This is a genomic window from Mesorhizobium sp. M1365, from assembly GCF_040317865.1.
Taxonomy (GTDB): Bacteria; Pseudomonadota; Alphaproteobacteria; order Rhizobiales; family Rhizobiaceae; genus Mesorhizobium.
Map to the genome: position 1 here is coordinate 108399 of NZ_JAMYLG010000011.1, position 21345 is coordinate 129743.

The 21345-nt window shown below is 62.8% G+C and carries 24 protein-coding genes and 1 tRNA gene; 17 read left to right on the forward strand and 8 right to left on the reverse strand.

From position 1 onward, the window contains the following. The first annotated feature begins 13 nt into the window (after nucleotides 1-13). The 4 genes from NKH04_RS15435 to NKH04_RS15450 are packed head-to-tail and all read left to right on the forward strand — an operon-like array spanning nucleotide 14 to nucleotide 2574. Entirely contained in the window at nucleotides 14-424 is a 411-nt protein-coding gene (locus NKH04_RS15435) for a VOC family protein (protein WP_352473571.1), read from the forward strand. A 14-nt stretch (nucleotides 425-438) separates the two neighbouring features. Continuing rightward, nucleotides 439-1086, forward strand: coding sequence for an RdgB/HAM1 family non-canonical purine NTP pyrophosphatase (gene rdgB / locus NKH04_RS15440; protein ID WP_352771487.1), 648 nt, complete (start codon nucleotides 439-441; stop codon nucleotides 1084-1086). Then, nucleotides 1083-2246 (forward strand): radical SAM family heme chaperone HemW, encoded by a 1164-nt coding sequence (gene hemW / locus NKH04_RS15445; protein ID WP_352771381.1) that lies wholly within the window; start codon nucleotides 1083-1085, stop codon nucleotides 2244-2246. Before rdgB ends, hemW begins: the two co-directional genes overlap by 4 nt. Nucleotides 2247-2250: 4 nt before the next feature. Then, nucleotides 2251-2574: a low molecular weight protein tyrosine phosphatase family protein gene (locus tag NKH04_RS15450; protein ID WP_352770193.1), complete on the forward strand. Its 324-nt coding sequence runs from the start codon at nucleotides 2251-2253 to the stop codon at nucleotides 2572-2574. 70 nt (nucleotides 2575-2644) lie between these two features. Here the strand turns inward: NKH04_RS15450 and NKH04_RS15455 are convergent, their stop codons facing one another. Further along, entirely contained in the window at nucleotides 2645-2830 is a 186-nt protein-coding gene (locus NKH04_RS15455; RefSeq protein WP_353044507.1) for a hypothetical protein, read from the reverse strand. A gap of 7 nt (nucleotides 2831-2837) precedes the next feature. Then, complete coding sequence (locus NKH04_RS15460) at nucleotides 2838-3023, reverse strand: hypothetical protein (protein ID WP_352614740.1); 186 nt, start codon at nucleotides 3021-3023, stop codon at nucleotides 2838-2840. 176 nt (nucleotides 3024-3199) lie between these two features. Here NKH04_RS15460 and rsmI point away from each other — a divergent pair, with 176 nt between their 5' ends. The 4 genes from rsmI (at nucleotide 3200) to NKH04_RS15480 (ending at nucleotide 5979) form a co-directional block, all read left to right on the forward strand. After that, complete coding sequence (gene rsmI, locus NKH04_RS15465) at nucleotides 3200-4126, forward strand: 16S rRNA (cytidine(1402)-2'-O)-methyltransferase (RefSeq protein WP_352771378.1); 927 nt, start codon at nucleotides 3200-3202, stop codon at nucleotides 4124-4126. Then, nucleotides 4119-4496: a YraN family protein gene (locus NKH04_RS15470; RefSeq protein WP_352451879.1), complete on the forward strand. Its 378-nt coding sequence runs from the start codon at nucleotides 4119-4121 to the stop codon at nucleotides 4494-4496. The genes rsmI and NKH04_RS15470 overlap by 8 nt, the downstream gene beginning before the upstream one ends. Nucleotides 4497-4688: 192 nt before the next feature. Then, complete coding sequence (locus NKH04_RS15475; RefSeq protein WP_352614734.1) at nucleotides 4689-5660, forward strand: complex I NDUFA9 subunit family protein; 972 nt, start codon at nucleotides 4689-4691, stop codon at nucleotides 5658-5660. Nucleotides 5661-5742: 82 nt separating this feature from the next. After that, complete coding sequence (locus tag NKH04_RS15480) at nucleotides 5743-5979, forward strand: metallothionein (protein ID WP_352926009.1); 237 nt, start codon at nucleotides 5743-5745, stop codon at nucleotides 5977-5979. Nucleotides 5980-6301: 322 nt separating this feature from the next. Here NKH04_RS15480 and NKH04_RS15485 read toward each other — a convergent pair whose 3' ends face one another. Next, nucleotides 6302-7552 carry a flavin-containing monooxygenase gene (locus NKH04_RS15485; protein ID WP_352771371.1) on the reverse strand — a complete coding sequence of 417 codons (1251 nt, stop codon included), beginning with the start codon at nucleotides 7550-7552 and terminating at the stop codon, nucleotides 6302-6304. A gap of 94 nt (nucleotides 7553-7646) precedes the next feature. Beyond that, nucleotides 7647-8453 carry an undecaprenyl-diphosphate phosphatase gene (locus NKH04_RS15490; RefSeq protein ID WP_352473563.1) on the reverse strand — a complete coding sequence of 269 codons (807 nt, stop codon included), beginning with the start codon at nucleotides 8451-8453 and terminating at the stop codon, nucleotides 7647-7649. Between the two features lie 161 nt (nucleotides 8454-8614). On the opposite strand from NKH04_RS15490, the gene NKH04_RS15495 reads away from it, so the two are divergent. The 9 genes from NKH04_RS15495 (at nucleotide 8615) to NKH04_RS15535 (ending at nucleotide 17301) form a co-directional block, all read left to right on the forward strand. Beyond that, nucleotides 8615-9307 carry a glutathione S-transferase family protein gene (locus NKH04_RS15495; protein ID WP_023678968.1) on the forward strand — a complete coding sequence of 231 codons (693 nt, stop codon included), beginning with the start codon at nucleotides 8615-8617 and terminating at the stop codon, nucleotides 9305-9307. After that, nucleotides 9288-10448 carry a tRNA epoxyqueuosine(34) reductase QueG gene (gene queG / locus NKH04_RS15500; RefSeq protein WP_352683989.1) on the forward strand — a complete coding sequence of 387 codons (1161 nt, stop codon included), beginning with the start codon at nucleotides 9288-9290 and terminating at the stop codon, nucleotides 10446-10448. Before NKH04_RS15495 ends, queG begins: the two co-directional genes overlap by 20 nt. After that, nucleotides 10445-11353 carry an SDR family oxidoreductase gene (locus NKH04_RS15505; RefSeq protein WP_352683987.1) on the forward strand — a complete coding sequence of 303 codons (909 nt, stop codon included), beginning with the start codon at nucleotides 10445-10447 and terminating at the stop codon, nucleotides 11351-11353. Before queG ends, NKH04_RS15505 begins: the two co-directional genes overlap by 4 nt. Nucleotides 11354-11409: 56 nt before the next feature. Next, entirely contained in the window at nucleotides 11410-12507 is a 1098-nt protein-coding gene (gene mepA, locus NKH04_RS15510; protein WP_502911472.1) for a penicillin-insensitive murein endopeptidase, read from the forward strand. 121 nt (nucleotides 12508-12628) lie between these two features. After that, entirely contained in the window at nucleotides 12629-13654 is a 1026-nt protein-coding gene (locus NKH04_RS15515) for a glucokinase (protein WP_352771364.1), read from the forward strand. Between the two features lie 119 nt (nucleotides 13655-13773). Next, the gene (locus NKH04_RS15520) at nucleotides 13774-15633 is read left to right on the forward strand and encodes an ABC transporter ATP-binding protein (RefSeq protein ID WP_352771485.1); all 1860 of its coding nucleotides are present in this window, start codon (nucleotides 13774-13776) and stop codon (nucleotides 15631-15633) included. Beyond that, on the forward strand, nucleotides 15630-16463 hold the full coding sequence (gene dapB, locus NKH04_RS15525; protein ID WP_352683980.1) for a 4-hydroxy-tetrahydrodipicolinate reductase: 834 nt from the start codon (nucleotides 15630-15632) through the stop codon (nucleotides 16461-16463). Before NKH04_RS15520 ends, dapB begins: the two co-directional genes overlap by 4 nt. 59 nt (nucleotides 16464-16522) lie before the next feature. Beyond that, on the forward strand, nucleotides 16523-17143 hold the full coding sequence (locus NKH04_RS15530) for a 2,3-bisphosphoglycerate-dependent phosphoglycerate mutase (protein ID WP_352473555.1): 621 nt from the start codon (nucleotides 16523-16525) through the stop codon (nucleotides 17141-17143). A 73-nt stretch (nucleotides 17144-17216) separates the two neighbouring features. Further along, a tRNA-Leu gene (locus NKH04_RS15535) sits at nucleotides 17217-17301 on the forward strand. Nucleotides 17302-17430: 129 nt separating this feature from the next. On the opposite strand, the gene NKH04_RS15540 is transcribed toward NKH04_RS15535, so the two are convergent. From NKH04_RS15540 to NKH04_RS15555, 4 genes are all read right to left on the reverse strand, one after another. After that, nucleotides 17431-17802 carry a DUF4087 domain-containing protein gene (locus NKH04_RS15540; protein ID WP_352473554.1) on the reverse strand — a complete coding sequence of 124 codons (372 nt, stop codon included), beginning with the start codon at nucleotides 17800-17802 and terminating at the stop codon, nucleotides 17431-17433. 78 nt (nucleotides 17803-17880) lie between these two features. Continuing rightward, nucleotides 17881-18381 carry a hypothetical protein gene (locus NKH04_RS15545; RefSeq protein ID WP_352614725.1) on the reverse strand — a complete coding sequence of 167 codons (501 nt, stop codon included), beginning with the start codon at nucleotides 18379-18381 and terminating at the stop codon, nucleotides 17881-17883. A gap of 115 nt (nucleotides 18382-18496) precedes the next feature. Further along, complete coding sequence (locus NKH04_RS15550; RefSeq protein WP_352771361.1) at nucleotides 18497-18904, reverse strand: lysozyme inhibitor LprI family protein; 408 nt, start codon at nucleotides 18902-18904, stop codon at nucleotides 18497-18499. A 100-nt stretch (nucleotides 18905-19004) separates the two neighbouring features. Next, a complete protein-coding gene (locus tag NKH04_RS15555) occupies nucleotides 19005-21317 on the reverse strand; it encodes a lysozyme inhibitor LprI family protein (RefSeq protein ID WP_352771359.1) in 2313 nt (770 codons plus the stop codon). Between the last annotated feature and the right edge of the window lie 28 nt (nucleotides 21318-21345).

Here is a 21345-nt window from a genome sequence, read left to right on the forward strand (position 1 = left end):
GATTGGCGATCCTGTGACTCCTTCCGCAATCCTGGAATCAGCACTCTACGTGACCGACCTTGCTGCCGCGGAACGGTTCTATTCGGGCGTGCTCGGGCTCGATCTGCTCGGTAAGGTCGATGGCAGGCATCTCTTCTTCCGCTGCGGCGACGGCGTGCTGCTTATCTTCAATGCCGAGGCCACCAAAGTGCCGCCGCGGGCCGACGCCAAGCTGCCCGTGCCGCCGCATGGCGCGGTCGGCCAGGGCCATCTTTGCTTCGCCGCAAGCGCGGATGAAATCCCACGCTGGAAAGCGCATCTTGAGGCGAAGAAAATCGCCATCGAAAGCGAGTTCGAGTGGCCGCAAGGCGGCCGCTCGATCTATATTCGCGATCCCTCCGGCAATTCGATCGAATTCGCCGAGCCACGAATTTGGGGCATCTGATGCATTCGCCAACTATTCATTCGCTTGATGGGCATAAGATCATCGTCGCAAGCCACAACGCCGGCAAATTGCGAGAATTCGCCGATCTGATGGCGCCATTCGGCATTGAAGCGAAGTCCGCAAAGGAATACGGCCTGCCGGAACCGGACGAGACCGGCACCACTTTCGAGGAGAACGCCCTCATAAAAGCCTTGGCCGCCGCCAAGGCCACTGGATTGCCGGCGCTGTCGGACGATTCCGGCCTGTGTGTCGATGCGCTCGACGGCGCACCCGGCGTCTACACCGCCAACTGGGCTGAGACGCCGGACGGCTCCCGCGACTTCGGCATGGCCATGCAGCGCACGGAAGTGGCCTTGCAAGAAGTTGGCGCGATCACGCCTGCCCAGCGCAAGGGCCGCTTTGTCGCGGTCATCTGCCTGGCCTTCCCCGATGGCCAGGCGGAATATTTTCGCGGTGAGGTCGAGGGCACGCTGGTATGGCCGCCGCGCGGCGAGCTCGGCTTCGGCTACGATCCGGTGTTCTTGCCCGATGGGTCCGAGAAGACCTTCGGCGAGATGAGCGCGAAGGACAAGCATGGCTGGAAGCCCGGCCAGCCAACCGCATTGTCGCACCGTGCCCGCGCCTTCCAGAAATTCGCGCAAGCCCGATTGGCCGCCGTATGACCATGCTGCTCGACCGCAGGCCTGGTTTCGGCGTCTACGTCCACTGGCCGTTCTGCGCGGCCAAATGCCCGTATTGCGACTTCAACAGCCATGTCCGCCACCAGCCGGTCGATCAGGAGCGTTTTGCCCGCGCCTTCGAGGCCGAGCTGGCGACGATGCGCGGCCGCACCGGGCCGCGCGAGGTGACCAGTATCTTTCTTGGCGGCGGCACGCCATCGCTGATGAAACCGCAGACCGTGGCGGCGGTGCTGGATGCAGTGGCGAAGAACTGGACGGTGCCTGATGGCATCGAGGTGACACTGGAGGCCAATCCCTCCTCCGTCGAGGCCGAGCGCTTTCGCGGCTATCGCGCGGCCGGCGTCAACCGGGTATCGCTTGGCGTGCAGGCGCTGCACGACAAGGATCTGCGCTTCCTCGGCCGTTTGCACAATGTCGATGAGGCCCTGCATGCGATCGGCCTGGCGCGCGAGATATTCCCACGGCTGTCGTTCGACCTGATCTACGCGCGGCCCGGTCAGACGCCGGAAGCGTGGCAGGCGGAGCTCGAGCAGGCGATCGGCCACGCCGCAGACCATCTGTCGCTCTATCAGCTGACCATCGAGGAAGGCACGCCGTTCCATGCGCTGCATGCGGCAAGGAAGTTCATCATTCCAGACAATGAGCTTGCCGCCGATCTCTACGCGTTGACACAGGAGATCACCGCCGCGCGCGGACTGCCGGCCTACGAGATTTCCAACCATGCCAGGCCCGGCGCCGAAAGCCGGCACAATCTCACCTACTGGCGTTATGGCGAATATGTCGGCGTCGGTCCCGGCGCGCATGGCCGGTTCGTCGAAAATGGCCGGCGCGTGGTGACGATCGCCGAGAAAATGCCGGAGACTTGGGCCAATCTGGTCGAGGCCAAGGGCCATGGCGTTACCGGCGGCGAGATCCTGACGCGGTCGGAAGAGGCCGACGAGTTCCTGCTGATGGGGCTGAGGCTGGCGGAAGGCATCGACCTTTCCCGCTACGAGGCATTTTCAGGGCGCGGCCTGTCGACGGCACAGCTGTCGGTACTGCAGGACGAAGGCCTGGTGGCGCCGATCGGCAATGCGCGCCTGCGCGCCACGCCGGCCGGCATGATCGTGCTCGATGCGGTCGTGGCGGACTTGGCCAGATAGCACGTTGAAGAACGTTCTCTTCATCTGCAGCCAGAATCGCTTGCGCAGCCCGACGGCGGAGCAGGTGTTTTCCAAGCGGCGGGACATCGAGGTCGCTTCGGCCGGCACTAATCACGATGCCGACATTCCGTTGACGCATGAACTCGTCGCCTGGGCCGACATCATCTTCGTGATGGAAAAAACGCACCGCGCCAAACTGCAGCAGAAATTCAAGACAAGCCTGAAAAAGGTTCGGGTAATCTGCCTCGATATTCCCGACGACTATGCATTCATGGACCCGGCTCTGGTGGGCCTGCTGGAGGCGCGTGTCTCGAAGTATCTGGGTTGAACGATACATCGCGGAGCATGCGCAACCGCGCTTCGAGAACTGTCTCGACCGATCGCTAAGGTTTGCGGGGTCAAGCCTCGCGCTTGTGGCGGTGTTTGGCGCGATCTTTTTCGCTGGTCTCTCCGGAACGGACCGGCTTGATCTCGCTTTTGTCGCGTGAGGCATGGTGCTGGTCGTCTGTGGAATGTGACGCTGCGCCATCGCGGGCGCTTTTTGTTTCGAGGCGGGTGATGAAAATGTCGAAGCGATTGGGCATCGTCCGGTCAGTGCTCCATCGTGCGGGCGGTTTCGTTTGCGGGCTTGCTCTCTGCCGATCGCTGGCGTGCAAGCGGCTTCTTGGCTCTGCCATCTGCGGCTTCGGCAGGCCGGCTCTTGTCGCATGGTGCGGCGAAGCGTTTGCGGCCGGCATAGTAGGGTTCGAAAACGTCCTGTATCGTCAGGCTGTCCATCCTGCTCCTCCCGAGATCAGGGGTAAAATTCGCCGGCAACGGTTTCGTTCCCTACTGTGGCGAAGGCATGGCGGCCGGTTCACGTCGGCATCCCTTTTGGAACCAGGGCCTTTGCAACCCAGGCTTTTGCAACCAAGCGTGAGCCGTGCCAAACAGGGTCGAACGGAGTTGTGCAGGTGACCGGCGAATCGGCCAAACGCAGTTATGTGGTCGGGCAGACCGAAATCGCCGCCCGGCCGCTCGAGCCGGCGCTCTACCTGGTGGCGACGCCTATCGGCAATCTCGCCGATATCACGCTGCGCGCGCTGGAAACGCTCGCCGCCGCCGATATCGTCGCTTGCGAGGACACACGTGTCAGCCGCGTGCTGCTCGACCGCTACGGCATCCGCCGCCGCACCACCGCCTACCACGAGCACAATGCCGGCGAGGCCGGACCGAAGCTGATCGCGGCGCTGCTGGCCGGCCAAAGCGTAGCGCTGATCTCGGATGCCGGCACGCCGCTCATCTCCGACCCCGGCTACCGGCTGGTTGGTGAGGCGCTGGATCGCGGCATTCGTGTCGTGCCGATCCCCGGACCGTCGGCGCCACTTGCCGCGTTGACGGCATCCGGCCTGCCCTCGGACGCGTTTCTGTTTGCCGGCTTCCTGCCGGTGAAGACCGGGCAGCGGCTGACGCGGCTGGAAGCGCTGAAGGCGGTGCCGGCAACGTTGATCTTCTTCGAATCGCCGCGCCGGCTGGCCGAGACGCTCAGTGCCATGGTCGAGGTGCTGGGCGGTGCCCGCAAGGCGGCGATCGGCCGCGAGCTGACCAAGACTTTCGAGGAGATGCGGACCGGCACCCTGCAATCGCTCGCCAGCCATTATGCGGGAGCCGATACGCCCAAGGGTGAAATCGTCATCTGCGTCGGCCCGGCCGATGCGGTCGCTGATGAGCCAGAAGACATCGACCGGCTGCTGCTTTCGCTCGCCGCCGAGATGCCGGCCTCCAAGGCAGCGGCGGAAGCCGCCAAGATGACGGGTGGCCAGAAGCAGGCGCTCTATCGTCGGCTCCTCGACCTCAAAAATGCCGGAAGAGACGGGACCGGCGGAGACGGCGATGGCTGAACGGCCGAGCGCCAGCCGACAAAAGGCCTACCGGCGCGGCCATCACGGCGAATGGCTGGCGGCGGCGGCGCTGATGCTGAAAGGCTACCGAATTCTGGCCCGCCGCCACCGCACCAGGTTCGGCGAGATCGACCTGATCGCGCGGCGCGGCGATCTGGTGCTGATCGTCGAGGTCAAGGCGCGCCGCACGCTGATGGAGGCAATGGAAGCAGTCGGCCGTGAATCGGAGCGCCGCATCGAAGGCGCCGCCGATTTCTGGCTGTCGCGCCAATCCGACTACGGAAAATTATCGGTGCGCTTCGACATGGTGGCGGTGCTGCCGTGGCGCTGGCCGGTGCATGTCGAGAACGTTTTCTACGGGCGGAACTAGGCTATTCCCGAAGTGGGGCCGTTTTGCTGCGCCTGCGGTTCAGATCATGGTTTGCCGATCTGTCAAGCATCCGCCCAGCGCTGACTGGAACAAAAGCGTTCCTGCGTTGTTCCCCAATCGTCCTGATGTTCGACGGGCTGGTTCAAATGCCGGCCAGGGCAATCCTCGTGGCAGCTATGCGAGGACAAAGGGATGGCGAGGCAAATGGATCCCGACGATCTCAACCCGGTACGGATCGTCACCGTGTTCGGCGGAACCGGCTTTCTCGGGCGCAGGATCGTGAAGCGGCTCCTGGAAAGAGGTTTCACGGTGCGCGCTGCATCTCGCCATCCAGCTCGCGTGGCCCTGGTCTTTTCCTCGATTACAAGGATGCCCGAGGCAGTCGAGGCGGATATATTGGATGCGTCCTCGATCGGGTCGGCCATTACCGGATCACAGGCGGTCGTGAATGCTGTCAGTCTTTACATCGAGCACGGCGTCCAGACCTTTGAACGCGTGCATGTGAAAGCCGCGGCCGATCTGGCTGCCGCGTCGCGCGACCGCGCGATCGACCAGTTCGTCCTGATTTCAGGGATCGGCTCCGATCCTCAATCGGATTCGAATTACATAAGGGCGCGTGGGCGCGGAGAAGGTGCCGTGGAAAGCGCATTTCCCGGCGCTTTCATTGTGCGTCCCGCCGTCATGACAGGACCTGACGACGCTTTCCTCACGACCATTGTGAGGATGATACGCCTCCTGCCGGTCTATCCGCTGTTCGGCGATGGTGGCACACGGCTTCAGCCGGTCTATGTGGCAGACGTCGCCGAAGCAGTGAGCCGGCTGATCGACGGGCGAACCCACACGGGTTCATCCATATTCGAATTCGGTGGCCCGCGCATCTATACCTATAAGGAACTGCTTCGGGAGATCGCCCGACAACTCGATACGCACGTCAAGCTGATGCCGGTGCCGTTTGCGGTATGGAACGCCTTGGCTGGCGTCGCGGAACTCCTCCCGGCTGCCCCCATAACGCGCAACCAGATCGATCTTATGCGTCAGGACAATGTGGCAGCAATCGACGCGCCTGGCCTGAAGGAACTCGACATCGAGCCGCGGGATATCGACGAGGTGATCCGTGCGATCGAACAGCGCCGTGGCGTAGGCTCGCGCTCGTCTCCGCCTTAGGACGGCCCCCTGATGCTGGCGGGAACCTATCGCCGCGCGACAGGTTGGTCGAGCTTGAAGCCGTGAAAGAAGGAAACGAACTATGGCCAGATGCGATCAATGCGGGAATGACTACGACAAGGCTTTCAAAGTGACGATGGCCGAGGAGACCTACACGTTCGACAGCTTCGAATGCGCGGTCCAGAAACTTGCTCCGATATGTCCGCATTGCGGATGCCGGATCATCGGACATGGCGTCGAACAGGATGACATCATCTACTGCTGCGCACATTGCGCCGCGGAGGAAGGTGCGAACGCGCTGACCGATCGCGCGCCTTGATGCACCTTCTTTGGCGTCTCCAGGGCGACCATTCCGAACGACTGCGCCGGCTCATCCCATATTGCCAGTGCTGTCAGCACGACGACGACCAGCCGAGGTCAAGACGCCGAGGTCAAGGCCGCCGCACGTTGACGGAGGCAATGGATGCAGTCGGCCGCGAATTGGAGCACCGTATCGAAGGTGCCGGCGATTTCTGGCTGTCGCACCAATGGACTACGGAAAATTGTCGGTGCGCTTCGACAGAAGGCAGCGTGCGTCGTCTTGATCGCGCCAGAGCTGTCATGTTCTTGTACGTTCAAGAACCCGCGTTCGACGCGCTCGTTTAGACGCCGTTCCGTGGCAAGTCGGCTCCCACTTGGACGAGTCGCTCCACGACGGCGGCCGCCTCCTCTGGAATGGCCGGTATGGTGCCCGACTTCCGCGTCGATCCGAAATCGAGGCCGGCGAAAAAGAGACCTGGAACAGCGCCGACGCCATCCTCGTGGACGGGCTGGCCGGCGGCATCGAGCGCGCCGGGAAGCCGAACCCATGAGAAATCGCCAGTGAAGCCCGTGCACCAGATCACTGATCTGATGCCGCTCGCCGTCCAGTCGAGGGAGCGGATCGGAGGATCGGGCAAGCGCGGTTCAATCGTCTCGGCTGGATCATCCTCGGCCAGTGGCGCATCGAGGCCGGCGCGCTCGATGTACTCGTCAACCAGGCGCTTGGCATTCGCGGAGACCTCGTCGGCAAATCGCATATGGTCGTCGAGCTCGTCGCCGAAGACGAGGTTGGCGTTCTCCACACCCCTAAAGCGGCCGAGCAGCACCACGCCCTGTGCACTCAGCGATTGCAGGCTGATCGTATGGGTCGCGCCGACCAGCGCGCGGGCCTGCAGCTTGCCGGAGGGGAGGACGAGTTCCTTGCGCGGAACGTCGAGAAAACCGGACAGCGTCAGCCATTTAAGTATGTTGCCCCCGCGGTAGCGCCGCACCCAACGGCCGTTGCGGCTGGTCGCCAAAAAGACCGCACGTCCGGCCAGCGCCAGATCCTCGGCGATCTGGCCGCCCGACTGACCGCTGCCGACCACCAGCACCGCGCCACTCTCGAACTCGGCCGGGTTGCGATAAGCCGAGGAATCGACTTGGCGAATTGCGGTTGGCAAATCCGCCGACCCTGCTGGCCGGACCTGCCGATTCTGGTCGCCGGCGGCGATCACCACATTGCGCGCCAGAAATGCCCCGTCCGTCGTGGTGATGCGAAAGATCCCGTCGTCTCTCGTCAGCTCTTGCACCGGAGTTTGGGTGCTTACCGGCAGGCGGTGCCGCTCGGCATAGCCTTCGAGATACGCGACAAATTCGTGGTGGGTTATCGCGCCCCACGGCTCGGGCCCCTCGTAGGAATCACCGGGTAAGATGGAGCGAATGGTCGGCGAATTCAGTCGAAACGAGTTCCACCGCTGCGTTCGCCACGTTTCGCCGATCCGGCCTCGATCGAGTACACGGTGGTCGCGGCCCTGCCGTTTCAAGAAGTAGCTGATGCCGAGTCCCGCCGGACCGGCGCCAATAACGAGGGCGTCAAGAACTTCGCTCACGCATTCCCCCTGCCAACCATACGTCCACAAGATCGTATGGCTCGACTTCGGGCAAGAATAGAGTTCCGGCTGGGATTGCGCTATCCGCGCCGGCTCATCCCCAGATGGCCAGCCCCGCCAGGCCGACGATGCCGACGACCAGCCGCCACCAGCCGAACAGCGCGTAGCCATGGCGCGAGACGTAGTCGAGCAGGAAGCGCACGACGATTAGCGCGGTGACGAAGGCGGCGACGAAACCGACGGCGATGATGGGCAGGTCGGCGCTGCTCAGCACATTGCGGTTCTTGAACAGGTCGAAGGCGAAGGCGCCGACCATCGTCGGGATGGCAAGGAAGAAGGAGAATTCCGCCGCCGCCCGTTTGTCGACGCCGAGCAGCAGCGCGCCGACGATGGTCGAACCCGAGCGCGACGTGCCGGGGATCAGCGACAGGCACTGAAACAGCCCGATCTGCAGATAAAGCCTGGTCGGAAACCGCTCGACATCGTGGTAATAGGGCTTCGGCTTCATGCGATCGACCAGCAGCAGGATGACACCGCCGATGATCAGCATGATGCAGATCAGCCGCGGCGATTCGAACAGCACCGTCTTGATGAAATCGTGCGCCAGCGCGCCGATAATGGCCGCCGGCAGGAATGCGATGAGGATGCCAAGGACGAAATGCCGCGTCAGCCGATCGTAGGGCAGCTCGAGCAGCATCTTCCAGAGACGGCGGAAATAGACGCTGAGAATCGCCAATATGGCGCCGAGCTGGATCAGGATCTCGAAGGCCTTGCCGGTCGAATGAAAGCCGAGGAAATGGCCGGCAAGCAGGATATGACCGGTTGAAGACACCGGAATAAACTCGGTCAGGCCCTCGAGCATGCCGAGCAGCAGCGCTTCGACGACGGTCTGGCTTTCCATGGCAACCTCGGCGTTGGAGTGAGGGCGTGAGAAAAGGGCTTGCTTGTCACGGCGCGGAACTCCCCCTATAGGTCGCAGCACCCTGACAGCCCCTGAATCGGGCGGCCAAGACTTACCGGCGCAGCCGGCGATTTGCCAGTGCGCTCTATTATCGCGGGACCATGCTGACGCTTTTCCACCATCCGATGTTCGCCAGCTGCCGCTTCGTCCGCCTCGCCTTTGGCGAGTATGGCGAGGAACTGGCGCTGATCGAAGAGAAGCCGTGGACGCGGCGCAAGGAGTTCCTGGCGCTGAACCCGGCCGGCACGCTGCCGATCCTGCTCGCCGAAGGCGACGTGCCGATCGTTGGCGCAGTGGTCATTGCCGAATATCTCGACGAGACGCGCGGGGTACTCAAGCGCGACAAGCGGCTGTTCGCCGAGGATCCGATGGAGCGCGCCGAAATCCGACGGCTGACCGATTGGTACCTCAACAAGGCGGAAAGCGAGGTTACCCGGCACCTAGTGCGCGAGCGCGTCCTGAAGCCGGTCATGCCGGAAACGGCAGGCGGCGGCTCGCCCGATTCGGCGGCGATCCGCGCCGCCCGCGCCAATATCCGCCAGCACATGAAATACACCAACTGGCTGGCCGGCACCCGTCATTGGCTGGCCGGCAACAAGGTCACCTATGCCGATCTCGCGGCGGCGGCGGCACTGTCGGTGCTCGACTATCTCGGCGAGATCGACTGGCGCGAACACAGCGCCGCGCGCGAATGGTATACAAGGGTGAAATCACGGCCTTCGTTCCGGCCGCTTCTGTCCGACCGGGTGCGCGGCCTGTCGCCGGTGTCACATTATGCGGACCTCGATTTCTGATACGGCAAAGCTGCGCGCGCTGATCGACCGCGAGGCGCGGAATGCCGGCTTCGACGCCGTTGCCGTCACCACGCCCGATGCGATTCCGCAGGCGCCGGAACGGCTGGCCGAATTCGTTGCCGACGGCTTTCACGGCTCGATGGGCTGGATTGCCGAAACGCTCGAGCGGCGAGGCAAACCGACGACGCTTTGGCCAGAGGTCCGCTCGATCATCGTGCTGGCGATGAATTACGGCCCCGACCACGACCCACGCGACATCCTGGCAAAGCGCGACCGCGGCGCGATCTCGGCCTATGCGCAGAACCGCGACTATCATGACGTGATGAAAGGCCGGCTGAAGGAGATCGCCGGCAAGATCGTGGCGCGCGCCGGCGGGGACGTGAAAGTGTTTGTCGACACCGCGCCGGTGATGGAAAAGCCGCTGGCCGAGGCGGCCGGCCTCGGCTGGCAAGGCAAGCACACCAACCTGGTCAGCCGCGCGCATGGCTCCTGGCTGTTCCTCGGCACCATCTTCACGACGGCCGAGCTGGTGCCGGACGCGCCTGAGAACGATCATTGCGGCTCCTGCCGGGCCTGCCTCGACGCCTGCCCGACGGACGCCTTTCCGGCGCCTTACCGGCTCGATGCGCGGCGCTGCATTTCATACCTCACCATCGAGAACAAAGGACCGATCCCGCATGAGTTCCGGGAAAAGATCGGCAATCGCATCTATGGCTGCGACGACTGCCTGGCCGCCTGCCCGTGGAACAAGTTCGCCCAAGCCGCTTCGGAGGCAAAGCTTGCCGCCCGCGCGGACTTGCGCGAACCGCCGCTCGCCGAGCTGCTGCGTCTCGACGACACTGCCTTCCGCACGCTTTTTTCGGGCTCGCCGATCAAGCGCATCGGCCGCGACCGTTTTATCCGAAACGTGCTGATAGCGGCCGGCAATTCCCAGGACTTGTCGCTGGCCGGCGCCGTTCGCGCGCTGCTCGACGACGCCTCGCCCCTGGTTCGCGGAGCTGCGGTATGGGCGCTGTCGCGGCTGGTGCCGGGTCGGGAGTTCGCCGAACGTGCCGCAGCCGCTTTGCAAGCAGAACATGACGAGGCGGTGAGAGGCGAATGGCTTCTGGCCCTGCCAAAGCCGATCGAGGCGCATACATGACAAAAAAGCAGATTTTCATCTTCGGCGCCGGCTATTCGGGCAGGGCCTTCGCCCGCGCCAACAGGGATGCCGACACAACGATCTTCGGTACAACACGGTCGCTGGAAAAATTCGCGGCGCTGCGGCAAGCCGGTATCGTGCCGCTGCGTTTCGATGGCACGCTGACCTCCGAAATCGGCGATGCCCTTGGGAAGACAACCCATCTCGTCGTCTCAGTCGCGCCGGACAAGGCCGGCGACCCGATGCTGGGCGCGGCACGCGAGGAGATCGCGGCCAACATGCCGGAGCTCGAATGGATCGCCTATCTCTCCACCGTCGGCGTCTATGGCGACCGTGGCGGCAATTGGGTGGACGAGGCCGCCGAATGCCGGCCGTTGTCGAAGCGGTCGGTGATGCGTGTTGCAGCCGAGCAGGATTGGCTACAATTGGGCCATGACATCCACCGGCCGGTGGCGATCCTGCGGCTTTCCGGCATTTACGGGCCGGGCCGCAACGCCCTGGTCAACCTGGAAAACGGCACTGCGCGGCGGCTGGTCAAGCCGGGCCAGGTGTTCAACCGCATCCATTGCGACGATATTGCCGGTGCGCTCTGGCATCTCGCCGAGGGCAATCGCGGCGGCATCTTCAACGTCACCGACGACCTGCCGGCGCCGCCGCAGGACGTCGTCGCCTATGCCGCCCAATTGATGGGCATCGAGCCGCCGCCCGAAATTCCGTTCGAGACCGCCCAACTTTCGCCCATGGCGCGGTCTTTCTACGGCGAGAACAAGCGTGTCGCCAACGCGGCAATCAAGGCGGCCGGTTATGGCTTTCGCTTTCCCGACTATCGCTCGGCGCTCGATGCCATGTGGGCGAGCGGCGACTGGCGCGACGGCGAGGCGCGCAGCCCGATGAAACGGTCATGATCGATACGTTGCGCGGGCTATGGTATGATGCGGTTCAAATCGCGGAGGGGTCCAGCTTGGGGAAGACGTTAGCGCGAGCCTTGCCGGGCAAAACGCTGCTGCTGACGGCAGTACTGGCCATCGCCGGCTTGGCGGCGCTTGCAACGCAGCCAGGGAGCGCCGAGCAACGGGCAAAGGACCTGTTCGGCGCCAAAAAGCTGCCGGCACTCGCAGCAGCGCAATCGATCGGCTTTTATTCCAAAGGCTGTTTTTCCGGCGGCGTCGCCCTACCCATGGACGGCCGGCACTGGGAGGTGATGCGACCGTCGCGCAATCGTCGCTGGGGCCATCCGGCAATGATCGCGCTGATCGAGAAACTGTCGCGCGATGCCGCTGCCGACGGCTGGCCGGGCTTGCTGATCGGCGACATCTCGCAACCGCGCGGCGGTCCGATGCTGACCGGCCATGCCTCGCACCAGATCGGCCTCGACGCCGACATCTGGCTGACGCCGATGCCCGACCGTAAGCTCTCGGCCGAAGAGCGCGAAAACATCAGCGCTACCTTGATGGTCGATGAAAAGACCCATTTGGTGAAGGACGGGCTGTGGACGCCGATGCACACGCGGTTGTTGAAGCGCGCCGCGAGCTATCCCGAAGTCGAGCGCATCCTGGTCAATCCCGGGATCAAGAAGAAGCTCTGCGACACGGTCAAAGGCGACCGTAGCTGGTTGCGCAAGGTCAGGCCGTTCTGGGGCCACGACTACCACTTCCACATTCGCATCGGCTGCCAGGCTGGATCACCCGACTGCAAGGCACAGGAAGCGACGGCGCCAGGCGATGGCTGCGACCAGGCGCTGGCCTGGTGGTTCACCGAGGAGCCGTGGCGCCCCAACAAGAACCCGGACAAGCCGAAGGCACGCGACCTGATGACGATGGCGAACCTGCCCAGGCAATGCCAATTCGTGCTCGACGCGCCAGCTCCGCCGTCGGCGGAAGCAGTCACCTACTATGGCGACGGCGTGCCGATCGCGGCCACCGCACCCGCTCTCGCAGCCGAGCTTGCGCCGCAGCCAACGGTCGCAGCCGGCGCGGCAGCGCTTCCGGCCTCGGCGAACGCCTTTGTGGCGACGCCCGAGATCGGCATTCCGCTGCCGCGGCCACGACCGGGGCACTGATGCGGGCAGCGTGTTCGCTGTCTGCATCCGTGCATCTCCACTTCGAAAACCGATTTCCCTTTTTGCGGTCATGCGCTAGTCAACGAGAGAACGGCGATACGCGTCGGGAACGGACGAGAGCATGCCAGGCGTAAGCGACGACGACACTCTGTTGCGATTTCCGATCCTGATCGGCGATATAGGCGGCACCAATGCGCGCTTCTCGATCGTACTAGACGCGAATTCCGAGGCCGGCGAGCCGACCATCGTCCAGACCGCCAACTTCAATACGATTGACGAGGCGATCCAGTCGGCCGTGCTCGACCGCTCGTCGGTCCGGCCGAATTCAGCTGTGCTGGCGGTAGCCGGTCCTGTCGAAAGCGACGAGATCCCGCTTACAAATTGCCCATGGATCGTCAAGCCGAGACAGATGTTCGCCAGTCTCGGTCTCAGCGACGTCGTGGTGCTCAACGACTTCGAGGCACAGGCGCTGGCTGTCGTCGCGCTCGGCGAAGAGCATATGGAGAAGATCGGCGGCGACGAGCCGGAACCGAATTCCGGGCGGGTGGTGCTCGGCCCGGGAACCGGCCTCGGTGTCGCCGGGCTGGTTTATGCGCTGCATCACTGGATACCGGTACCCGGCGAGGGCGGCCATATGGATATCGGCCCGCGCTCGCCGCGCGATTTCCAGGTGTTTCCGCATATCGAGAAGCTCGAGGGCCGCATCTCCGGCGAACAGATCCTGTCCGGCCGCGGCCTGGTCAATGCCTACCGGGCGGTGGCCAGGGCGGACGGCAAGCCGTCGCCCTTTACAACGCCTGCCGAGGTCACCGCCGCGGCGCTGGCAAAGAACGATCCGGTGGCCGAAGAGGCGCTGTCGATCTTCGTCACTTGCCTGGGGCGCACCGCCGGCGATCTCGCTCTGGTGTTCATGAGCCGCGGCGGCGTGTTTCTCACCGGCGGCATCGCGCAAAAAATCCTGCCGGCGCTGCGCACCGGCAATTTCCGCGCCGCCTTCGAGGACAAGGCGCCGCACAGCGCCCTGATGCGCGGCATGCCGGTCTACGTCATCACCCATCCGCTTGCGGCGCTTTTAGGGCTGGCCGCCTATGCCAGAAATCCGTCGCTGTTCGGCGTGCAGACGGCGGGGCGGCGCTGGCGGGTTTAGGACACAAGCTGCGCCGCGACGAAGTTTCGCCGTCCCCGGCCATAGGCAAGCCGCCATCGGGGCGTTAAGAGGTTGCCGAATTGCAGTCCGGCCGAACCGAAACCACAAAGCGCTCCAACGTGACAATTCCAGCACCAACCAAAGGGAAAGTCCGTCCCAGCGAGATCGTGGCGGTGATCCGCCGCATCATCGCCGAGAACAGCCGCGATTATCGCTGGTACTATGCTCTTGCCGTGCTGTGCCTGGTGACGATCGCGGCGACGACCGCCTTCACCGCCTGGATCATGAAGGACGTCGTCGATCAGATTTTCTACAAGCAGCGCGGCGATCTTATCGCGCTGATCAGCGTATCCATCCTGGCCGCCTTCATGCTGCGCGGCCTGGCCAGCTACGGCCAGGCAGTGACGCTGGCCAAGATCGGCAACAATCTGGTGGCGCGCTATCAGCGCCGCATCTTCAACCATCTGATGAAGCTCGGCGTCGGCTTCTTCAACGACACCCGCTCGGGCCGGCTCGCCGCGCAGATCAACGAGAACGTCAACGGCATCCGCGATCTCCTGTCGATGACGCTGACATCGCTGGCGCGCGATGCGGTATCGCTTGTCGCGCTGGTCGGCGTCATGATCTGGCAGGACCCGGTGCTCTCGGCGATGTCGCTGCTGATCGGGCCGCCGTTGATCTACAGTGTCACCTATCTGATGCGCCGGGTGCGTCGCATCACCCGCGAATCGGTACAGATCAACTCGCGGCTGATCGGTGCCATGCAGGAAGCGACGCAAGGCATCGCCATCGTCAAGGCCTTCACCCTGGAAGACGAGCTGTCGCGCCGCATCGGCGGCCTCGTCGCCGGCGCCGAGCAGCGGGCAAACAAGATCGCCCGCGTCTCGGAACGGCTGACGCCGATCTCCGACATGCTGGCCGGCTTCGCCGTCGCCGGCGTCATCGCCTATTCCGGCTACCGGGCGACCGTCGGCGGCCAGCCGCCGGGCGCCATCGTTGCCTTCCTCACCGCCCTGCTGCTTGCCTATGATCCGGCCAGGCGGCTGGCGCGTATGCAGGTCGGCATGGAAAAGTCGCTGGTCAATGCGCGCATGATCTACGAGCTTCTCGACCTCGAGCCGCAGCAAGGTGACGTGCCGGCAGCCGCCGAGGCGAAATTCACCTCTGGCGAAGTGCGCTTCAACAACGTGTCCTTCCGCTATGTCGAAGAGGCGCCGGTCCTGCACGATCTGACCTTTGTCGCCGCCGCCGGCAAGGTGACCGCCATCGTCGGCGCCTCGGGCGCCGGCAAGACGACGCTGGTTGCGCTGCTGCAGCGCTTCCATGACGTCGAGTCGGGCAGCATCGAAATCGACGGCCAGGACATTTCAAAGGTAACCAAGCATTCGCTGCGCGGCTCGATCGCCTATGTATCGCAGCAGCCCTATCTGTTCGAAGGCACCATCCGTGACAACATCCGCTACGGCAGGCTGAGCGCCACCGACGCAGAGATTGAACGCGCCGCCCAACAGGCCGCGGCACACGATTTCATCCGCCAGCAGCCGCAAGGCTACGACACGCCGGTCGGCGAGAACGGCGTGACGCTGTCGGGCGGCCAGCGCCAGCGCGTATCGATTGCACGCGCCATCGTTCGGCAGGCGCCGATCCTGCTGCTCGACGAAGCCACCTCGGCGCTCGACAACGAGGCCGAGGCCCGCGTCCAGGAAGCGCTGACCCATGTCATGGAAGGGCGCACCACCATTGTCATCGCGCACCGGCTGTCGACGGTGGTCAATGCCGATCATATCATCGTGCTGGAGCAGGGCCGGCTGGTCGAACAGGGCACGCATGCCTCGCTGATGGCCGACCCGCACAGCGTCTATGCGCGGTTCCATCGGGTGCAAGGCAGGAAAGGGCTGGGGCTTGTCGATGACGCCAAGCCAATCCAGACTGCGGCGCAAAATGATCACGCGAAAAAGGCGGTCGGGAGACATTCATGAGCGACACGCCGACCGTGAGTGAAATGGGCCTGGTGGTGGTGGGCGCGGCTGGCCGCATGGGCCAGGCGCTGATCCGCGCCATCCACACGATACCGGGCGCGCGTGTCGCCGGCGCCATCGCGCCGGCCGGTTCGCCACATCTCGGCAAGGATGCCGGCGAGCTGGCCGGCGTCGGCAGGCTCGGCGTGGCGATCGGCGACGATCCGCTGCCGGCCTTCGCCAAGGCCGACGGCGTGCTCGATTTCACCACGCCGGCAGCGACCGTCGAATTCGCCGGCTATGCGGCGCAGGCGCGCATCGTCCATATCATCGGCACCACCGGCTGCTCGGCTGAAGACAATGCCAGGATCGCGGCGGCGGCGCGGCACGCGACGGTGGTCAAGTCAGGCAATATGAGCCTCGGCGTCAATCTGCTGGCGGTGCTGGTTGAGCAGGCGGCGCGCGCGCTCGATGCCGACGATTTCGACATCGAGATCCTGGAAATGCACCACCGGCACAAGGTCGATGCTCCGTCGGGCACGGCGCTGCTGCTCGGCGAGGCCGCCGCTGCCGGGCGCGGCGTAGCACTTGCCGGCAACGATGTTCGCGTGCGCGACGGCCATACCGGCGTGCGCAAGGCAGGCTCGATCGGTTTCGCCAGCTTGCGCGGCGGCTCGGTGGTCGGCGACCACAGTGTGGTGCTGGCCGGTACCGGCGAGCGCATCACGCTTGCCCATCATGCCGAGGACCGGGCGATCTTTGCCCGCGGCGCGGTCAAGGCAGCCCTGTGGGCGCGCGGCCGCAAGCCGGGCCTCTATTCGATGCGGGACGTGCTCGGCCTGACAAGCTGATCCACAGATTTGGCTGATCCACAAGATTTGGCTGATCCACAAGATTTGAAGGAGCAAATATGTCGAGAACTCTCGTGCTCGTGCGCCACGGCCAGAGCGAATGGAACCTGAAGAACCTATTTACCGGCTGGCGCGACGTCGACCTGACCGAACTGGGTCATGCCGAGGCCAAGTCGGCCGGCGCCAAGCTCAGGGCGCGCGGCATGAAGTTCGACATCGCCTTCACGTCGTCGCTGATCCGGGCGCAGAAGACCTGCCAGCATATTCTCGACGCCGTTGGCCAGAGCGACCTCGAGACCATTCGCGACCAGGCGCTGAACGAGCGCGACTATGGCGATCTCTCCGGCCTCAACAAGGATGATGCGCGCAAGAAATGGGGCGAGGAGCAGGTGCATGTCTGGCGCCGCTCCTATGACGTGCCGCCGCCCGGCGGTGAAAGCCTGAAGGACACCGGCGCGCGCGTCTGGCCCTATTACCTGCACGATCTGCAACCGCATGTGCTGCGCGGCGGCACCGTGCTGGTGGCGGCGCACGGCAATTCGCTGCGCGCGCTGATCATGGCGCTGGACGGCAAATCGGGCGAGGAGATCGTCAAGCTCGAGCTCGGCACCGGTGTGCCGATCATCTACACGCTCAACGCCGATTCCACGGTGGCGTCGAAGGAAGTGCTGGAGCATTGAGCCGGAGAAGGAACGCGGCTTTCAAAAAAGCGCGTTGACACTCATCCCTCGCCCGCTTAATGAGCGCGCACCAGCCCAGATGGCGGAATTGGTAGACGCGCACGGTTCAGGTCCGTGTTCCGCAAGGAGTGGAGGTTCGAGTCCTCTTCTGGGCACCAAATTCCCGTTTCGAACCGATTGATGCGGTTTCAGAGACCCAAGAAAAAGCCCGGTTTGCCGGGCTTTTTCTTGATCCAATGCTCTAAGCTGCCTACCGTCAGCCATGGTATCCACAAGATATCCAACAATTATCCGTCCGGGTTAGGCAGCGATCTGTCGTTGCGACAGCGCAGCAGCGGAAGGATTTGGCCCGAGATCACTCTGGTGATCTTCTGTTGCTTGGCGTTGGTTACGACGTTCATGCACGCACATCCGTAGCCGTGACCCGAACCAGGCACATTGGTCTCGACGAATTGCCGCTCGTCAAAGGCCGGCACATTGTCGATGCCCTTGGGATCCGGGCGTCCCTGCATCTGGATCCACCAATCCCCGTCACTGTCGGTCAGGACGAGGTTGCCGGGGGTCGGGCTGGAGTACCAGCCACAACGGCGCTCGGCATGGGCGGCTGCAGACAAGGACATGATAGCCAGGCAGACACAGATAGCGAACAGTGGGCGCATGAATATCTCCTCCCTGAAGTAGGTCAGGTCGTGCCGCCGATCCGTTGGCGCCGGAGACGCGCATGACTTTTGCGAGCCTTATGGCTTCAACTTCGTGTCCACATGTTCTTCGATCAATCCGCAATGAAGCGTCACGGGCGCCCTTTGGACGTTGCTGAGTGGACCGTCGATGAAATCGCAGCCGAGCAGATTGACCGAGCTGCTCTTGCGCGCCGACGCAACGTTGACGTTGACATCGGGAGGGCCGGCAAGCCAGTCGAGACGCTTTGCGTCGACCTTGGCGCCGCTGATGCGGGCGTGGCCGCCTGTGCCCGGTATCTCCACCTCTTCGTCGTGCGGTGTGAGATCGATCAGGCCGACTTCGTTGGCGTGCTTCGCGGCGCTCGGCTTGGGGTCGCCGTAATAGGAGGCGAAGACGACGATTCCCTCCTTTTCAGCCGCGAGCTTGGCGGCTGCTTTCTTGGACAGCGTGACGTTGACGTCGAAGCCCATGTCATCCTGGGCTGTTGCCGGCACGGCAGATGCCAGCAGCACAGATGCCGCAATCGCCATTGCGAGCGATGATCCGCAGCGTTTCACAATCCACCTCCTTCAAGTCCCCACGCAGTGATGATGCCCCTCGCATTGTTCATATCTGGCAGCGACGTCATGCTCGCCGCCGGCTTGATCATGATCAAATAAGTTGCAGCACGTGTCAGTTCGCGGCCGGAACGGGGCAACTCAGATCGCCTTCCTTGCAATTCAGGTAACCCTCGAAGGCTTTGACACGGGATTGTGTCAGGCCGTCCATGCACTGCGCGATGAGCATTGGCATCATGCTTCCTCCGGCCGCGCCTGCGGTCTGGAAACTGCACTCCGCGTCGCGAAACTTGCCCCAATCCCGCTGTGCCTGAACAAGAAGCTTCTTGGTATCCGCATCGTCCTTCAGGCGGGCTTCGATCTGCTTGTAAAGCTCATTGAGCTTCTTGTCGGATTTCTGGAACTCGGCACCGAAGCACTGATTCATGGTGGCCTGATCCTTGGCATCGGCGCACTTGTCCTTGGCAAGGGCGAATGTCGGCGCAGCCAGAACCACGGCAGCAGTCAATATCGCTATTTTCATCGATTTCCCCTTCCGGTTGCAGTCAAGCTCTTAAGTTGCTCAGCCCCGCCCTATGTTCTCGTCAGCTGTCCGTTATTGCCACGATCGGCCCATGGCCCGATTATCTGGTTTTCATTGGATCAGCTTTGCCACCTTCGGCGACCGTGACGTTGCCGACCTTTCCTGAGCCGGTCAGCGTGCCGCCCTCCTTGACCATGACTTCGCCGGAGACCTCTCCGTCAACGACAAGCAGTCCCGAGACGGAAACGTCACCGGTCAAAGAGCCGGTCACGTGCAACTCCGCTCCCGCCACCACTTCCGTCATGCCCGAATATTTGTTCTTGCCGCTCAGCGTCAGCTTGCCACCGGCAACAACGAGGCCGCCGCTGTCGCCGGCGTCATCAAAGTCCGCGATGGTTCCATCAAATTGCCCGTCGGCTGCTGTCAGGATCAGTCTGCCCGCGCCCAGATAGACCTCGCCTTTACCGCCAAGGTTGCGAATGGCCGTATCGTTCAGGGAGTGCGCCACCCCCCAGGGCTTCAGCTGGTTTCCTTTCTGGTCGAGGTTGAGCACACCGTCGACCATGACGCGCGATGAATGCTCGATGCTGGCCGGACCGGCCAGGGTAAGATACCCATCGGCCGCGATATGGGTTGTGCCGGTATAGGTATTGGCCCCGGTCATGCGCACGTCCGCGTCCTTCTCGATCGTGAAGTCGCCGGCGCCGGAGACGATGCCGGCCAGTCCGAGCCATCCGTTGCTTCCAGCATCGCTGGTCGCGCGATTCAACTGCACTTGATCCTTGGCAGCCGCGTCTGTCGTAAAGTTAGCAGCGCTGACAAAATAGGGTGAATATGCGGTCGTCCTGTTTTCCAGATCATTCATTATGGAATTGGACTCGAAGAATGGCAGACCGAGAATGAGACCGCCGACTTTCATCTCATCGCTTTGGCGGAGAATGTCGACATCATCATATTCACGGTTATTTATACCATCATCGAATCCAAAAAACTTGAAGTCGACTATCTCATCACCAAATTCAGCAATATGAAATCCTCTCGACTGAAGCTTATTCAAAATAGATTCCGTTGTAATATAAATAAAGCTTGTCGTGCCTGTATCCAATAAAACAGGTCCACTGAAATCAACCGATTGCTTCTTTCCCTTATGATCAAAGGAAATTTTATAACGGTAAGACCCTTCGTACTGACTGGATGCATTCGCGCCTGATCGCGGGAATCGTCTCTGGAGGAATTCGTAATCCAGTTCGCCCCACGGTATCAGGGCCGTAAACTGGGATCTCAGACTGGGGGACAAATTCAGCGTCAGGCAGGGAGCGCAGCCCGGTGTCGTCCTCTTTCCAAGATTTGCATTGGCGGAGACCACATAGCCGCTTTGCGTCTGACTGCCAGGAGCGGCGGTCTGGTCCCCCTTATCGATAAAATCGCCGGCTCCAAAGACGCCGTAAAACGGCGCCTCGTTACCGGGTTCGCCATTCTTCATGCTCTTGCGCGCATCAAGATCCGCATAAACCGGCGTATCGCCATGGTGGCCCACGGGCTTTTGCGTCACATTCGCATCCTCGAAGTCGCCGAAATCCTTGGTGAAGACGTAATCCACCACCCGACCTACGCTAAAGCCGCCGTCAAAGGTTACGGCAGGCTCCGAGGGATCATCTGGATCGTAATAGGACAGGCTGTCGACCCGGGCCTGTTGTACCCAACCTCCATAGGTGCCGTTTCCATAAGGGTACATTTCGGGCTTGCTGCCGCGCACCGGCTCTACGCCAGGGACACTCGAATCGATCTCAGCGTTGAACTCATCCGACCCGGTGTCGAATTCGAACAGACGAGGCTTGGCACCATTGATGCCCAACGCAATCCCGAGTTTGTGGTAGATGACTTCATCGCTGCCGGTTCCGAGGTGCCCAACAACATGTTGCAATGGAATGGGTATCGGGTCGGCAGCCTGGGCAAGGCCGGTCTGGCCGTTCTCCTCGGCCACGGCAGGTACGGCATGTGATGTGTTCGCTGCCGGAACGGGGCAGCTCGCATCGCCTTCCCTGCATTGCAGGTAACCCTCGAAATCTTTGACACGGGATTGCGTCAGGCCGTCCATACACTCCGCGATGAGCGTTGGAATTGCGCTTTCTCCGGCCGCTCCTGCGGTCTGGAAACTGCACTCTGCGTCGCGAAATTTGACCCAATCCCGCTGTGCTTGAACGAGAAGCGTCCTGATATCCGCGTCGTCGTTCAGGCGGGCTTCGATCTGCTTGTAAAGCTCGTTGAGCTTCTTGTCGGATTTCCTGGACGCGGCATCGGCGCACTCGTTCGGGGCGGACTGATCCTTGGCTGCGTCGTTGCACTTGTCCTGGGCAAATGCGAAAGCCGGCATGGCCAGAACGATGGCAGCGGTCAGCATCGCGGTTTTCATCGATGTCCTCGGTCTAGAACTGCCGGCA